The organism is Nostoc sp. S13 (assembly GCF_029379315.1).
Taxonomy (GTDB): domain Bacteria; phylum Cyanobacteriota; class Cyanobacteriia; order Cyanobacteriales; family Nostocaceae; genus Nostoc.
In genome coordinates this window covers 1-4,042 of record NZ_JAQYWQ010000228.1, presented here as the reverse complement: position 1 = coordinate 4,042, position 4,042 = coordinate 1, and the positions used below count along the sequence as shown (strand labels likewise).

The 4,042-nt window shown below is 41.1% G+C and carries 4 protein-coding genes; 1 reads left to right on the top strand and 3 read right to left on the bottom strand.

All coding sequences use genetic code 11. The features are described from left to right. Positions 1 to 198 precede the first annotated feature (198 nt). From PUQ00_RS32500 to PUQ00_RS32490, 3 genes are all read right to left on the bottom strand, one after another. Complete coding sequence (locus PUQ00_RS32500; protein ID WP_300424098.1) at positions 199 to 423, bottom strand: hypothetical protein; 225 nt, start codon at positions 421 to 423, stop codon at positions 199 to 201. Positions 424 to 716: 293 nt separating this feature from the next. Further along, positions 717 to 1,667 carry a MoxR family ATPase gene (locus PUQ00_RS32495; protein ID WP_300424096.1) on the bottom strand — a complete coding sequence of 317 codons (951 nt, stop codon included), beginning with the start codon at positions 1,665 to 1,667 and terminating at the stop codon, positions 717 to 719. A gap of 167 nt (positions 1,668 to 1,834) precedes the next feature. Continuing rightward, positions 1,835 to 2,929: a DUF4350 domain-containing protein gene (locus tag PUQ00_RS32490; protein ID WP_300424095.1), complete on the bottom strand. Its 1,095-nt coding sequence runs from the start codon at positions 2,927 to 2,929 to the stop codon at positions 1,835 to 1,837. Positions 2,930 to 3,204: 275 nt separating this feature from the next. On the opposite strand from PUQ00_RS32490, the gene PUQ00_RS32485 reads away from it, so the two are divergent. Continuing rightward, a complete protein-coding gene (locus PUQ00_RS32485; protein ID WP_300424094.1) occupies positions 3,205 to 3,633 on the top strand; it encodes a hypothetical protein in 429 nt (142 codons plus the stop codon). Positions 3,634 to 4,042 lie beyond the last annotated feature (409 nt).

The window sequence follows — 4,042 nt, the reverse complement described above, 5'->3', positions numbered from 1 at the left end:
CCTTGCATAGCCGTAACACACCCTACTTAATATTTACTTTATAAATAGCCTCTTACAGCTTAACCTCACCCCGATAAAGCTGTGCTTTATCCCCCTTCTTTGAACTCACGCAGAGGGGTTGGGGGTTGAGGTTTTGATCTGATGTACTTCATCCGCCATAACCTCCCTTTGATGATAGTTGAGTGTATTTACTTGTATTTATGAATTAGATGATTTCTCCTGCTTGGCTTTTTTGATTAATTCCATGTAGACATTAATCTCACTAATTTCTAAATCATGCTCAACTCTGGTTACTTTCCATTTCTCCTTTTTTAGGTAAACTTCCTCTCCTATTCTGGGAGTAAATTGTAGATCATAGAACTTTTTTAGAAAATCTTTTTGGTTTTCTTCCCATAATATTACTTTGACTACTTCTTTACTCATTGGTAATTCCTTTTTTGTTCCTAAATGAAAGTCAGTAGTTTGATGACATACATAAGGCAAGTTTATCTTACTAATTTAATGGAATAGCGTAGTTAAAACCACATTCTTCACATTAATATTTTTATCTGGCTTGATTGCGTCCGCTAAAGTTACATGTTAAGTTATGTATTAAACTCAGTCTTTGTACCAAAGCAAAAATAGTCTTCTCAAAAAAGCCGCACCCATTTGTCTTTTAGTCCGATCAAACAACTCTGAGCGCGGACTTTACTTGTATAGCCTTACAAAGAATTTTTTCACCTTGGAACTGGTACTTGATTAATTACGGACGCAATTACCGCATCCATTTGTAAACCATCCAGCATCGCTTCTGGTTTCAAAATGAGGCGATGACGTAACAGTGGCGATGCAACTGCTTTCACATCATCTGGTGTGACAAAATCTCTTGCAGCTAACCACGCTAGGGCTTGAGATGTCTGCAACCAAGCACCGGCGGCGCGAGGCGATGCACCCAAAGTTAAATCAGGATATTGACGCGATGTTCTCACCAACGCTAACAAATAATCAACGATCGCTTCTGATACTTTAACTTCTTTGACTGCTTGTCGTGCTTGCAAAATCTCGGCGACTGTTGCTATTGGTTTCAAACGGCTAATATCCAAGCGCCGCGCTGCAAAACCCGCCTGACGATTGAGTAACATCTGCTTTTCAGCAGCTTGATCGGGGTAATCTACCACCAGCTTAAATAAAAATCTGTCCAACTGCGCCTCTGGTAAGGGATAAGTCCCCTCAAATTCCAGGGGATTTTGGGTTGCAATCACCCAAAATAAATCTGGTAAGGGCAAACTTTCACCATCCAGCGTTACCTGCATCTCTTCCATCGCTTCCAGTAGTGCTGCTTGTGTCTTGGGAGGAGTACGGTTGATTTCGTCTGCTAGCAGCACTTCGGTAAATATTGGCCCTTTTTTCAAAGTGAAATTGCGGCTATTCAAGTCAAAAATATTTGTGCCAGTAATATCTGAAGGTAAGACATCTGGTGTTAGTTGAATCCGGCGAAATTCCCCTTGGATTAACTGCGCCAACACTTTTACTAAAAGAGTTTTACCAGTTCCCGGTACTCCTTCCAAAATTACGTGTCCACCCGCTAGCAGTGCCACTAAAAGTTGTTGTATTAGGCTAGATTGTCCGACAACTACTTGATTAAGACCTTGACCAAGGCGAATTAAGATAGAATGGGCTTCGCTCATATTTTTTATTGATAAATAACCAACGCAGAAATATTATGCCTAATTCCAAAAATTAATTACGAACTACGTTAACGTCACGCTTTCTCGTGTCCACGTACTCCTGCAAAGAAGCAAGCTAGCAAGAGCGTCTGTCTTCAACACGCTATTCGCGTTCGTAGAGAGCGTCATTACGAATTACGAATTAATCTAATGGTTCGCCATTTCCCCAACCAGCTTAACAGGTCTCGTTCAGCGATGGCTTGTTTGCGAGATTGTAACTTTAAAACTGCATCTAGTTCTATTGCACTTGCGCCTGTTTTTTCTATCCAGAAATTGATCAAGGCTTCAGGTTCTAAAAGTACTTGCCCTAATCCCAAGGCTTTTTGGAGTTGTAGTTGTTCTTGTTTACCCACCATCTGTATAACAAAGTCGGTGGTATCAGCTTTCTGCAACACTCCCGCTAAAGCTTGGATGTATGCCTCGCTGTTATCTGCAACTGGTGTATCTAAAGCTACTGGCTTGCCAAAGCGGCGATTCTGCGTCCAAATTAGCACCAATAGCAGGATAGTTGCTTGCACTAATATGGGAAATAAGGGAGTTTTCCCAAAAAAGCTAGATAAATCTCCTTCGCTTTCTTTCTTCCTGACATCAGGATCTTTATAGCCGTGGATGTATTCATCGACTAATACTGTGTTACTTTTATCAGTTACTAAATTGGCTAGATACTTGAAATTAGTTAAATAATCTTGGTAGGCGTTAGCGGCTAAATAAGGAGTGGTAGAAAAAATCACCTTTCCTTGTTTGTAATTTTCTTGCCAGACAACAGCACCAAAGCGATCGCCTAAATCAACTTGCTTGGAATTAGCTTTCTGATATCGTCTACGTGTATTAATTTTGATATCACCTTGGGGAGATTTCTGCATAGTGCCAAACTCCGCTTCTGTAACCCGCGCTGCCGCACCCAAAATTACCAAAGTATTCCCTTTTTCTACCCATTCACGCTCTTGACTATCCAATATCGTCTGCCTTGGATAGCCGCTTATCTGTAGGATGGTAACTGGGTTGTTCTCTGGCTGAATATCACTAAAAGGCTTTTGCCAGCGCTTGATAGAAATTCCCTGCTGTTGCATAAAAGCATACCAAGCACCATAGCCATCAGAGGCGCGGTTATAGGTAGAGCCAGTGTTAAGCTTAGTATTATTGGGAGCCGCGATCAAAGTAATTAAAATGATTGCTGCTAGTGCGATTGCTCCCATCCAAGCAAGGCGATTTGAACGTTTCATTTTCGACTTCACTCTAAATAATTTATCTTATCTGAAGAAAGTTTCATCTACTTTTGATTAATTTTTAAGTATAATTACTTAAAAGGTGTGAGCCAGTCCCAACAAAAAGCGATTTTTGGCATCTGTTTGTTACCAAGATTGTTAGGGAAGTATGATTTAGAGTTGCTAAATCTCAAAGGTCTTGATAAGCTGAAGCACCGATAATATAAGCCTTCTGGCGGTTTTTCTGTCTTGACATCCCCGAAGATGCCGACGCAATATAGGAGTGTTTTTTAGTGAACGCAGCTGAACAGGCAACGAACCTTGAACTCGCCAGCAACATTGCTACGGTGGTTAATTTGTTCAAATTCGAGTTTCCTGATGCCAAATCTGATCTCAAACCCTGGAAGAATGACCCAGAAACCAGGGAGTTAGTTGATCCAGATTCTATAGATATTGGCTTTCACTTTCCTGGTATCAGCAAATCTTGGCGAAGTCGCAGCATTTTAATTCAAATCCGATTTTATCAAGATCCGATCAATAATTCACGTCGTGCGATCGGCGTGGAGGTAGCTGGATTTGATCATCGCGGCGAAGCGTGGCGACTTTCTACGGTAGAAAACTGGAGTATTGTCGGCGCATCTTCGCCTTCTGGTGAAATTGGGGATAAGCTCAAACAGATTTGCCGACAAATTTTAGAAGTTTTTAATAAACTAAGTGAATGAAATCAACTTGTGTCAGAGAAAGTAGTGAGGAATAATACAGAGGAAAGCTTCGCGTAGGCATAGCCCAACCCAGGTCTTACCTTGAGCCTGCGCCGTACCCTTCCCTACGGGAGACCAGGTAATTTAGGTAAACTGCACCGGCTACATTACCAGCCTGGGATTCAAATCCTAGTCTAATAAGCAGGCAACATAATTAATTACACAATGTCATTGCCAATGCAGCAAAGTAAAATAATGCGATCGCAACGCCTAGAACTACTTCTCTACGATATGCTCTGCGAAGGGTGCGATCGCAATAACTGTAAATATTTTTGTTTATCTACTTAATGAGCCTTTTAGCTCCATTAACGAGCCTCTGAACTCCATTAATGAGTCTTTTAGCTCCATTAATGAGCTTCTGAACTCCATT

Excerpts from the sequence above, each read along its gene's own strand:
- PUQ00_RS32500 (WP_300424098.1), bottom strand. The coding sequence starts at position 423 with ATGAGTAAAGAAGTAGTCAAAGTAATATTATGGGAAGAAAACCAAAAA.
- PUQ00_RS32495 (WP_300424096.1), bottom strand. The coding sequence starts at position 1,667 with ATGAGCGAAGCCCATTCTATCTTAATTCGCCTTGGTCAAGGTCTTAAT.
- PUQ00_RS32490 (WP_300424095.1), bottom strand. The coding sequence starts at position 2,929 with ATGAAACGTTCAAATCGCCTTGCTTGGATGGGAGCAATCGCACTAGCA.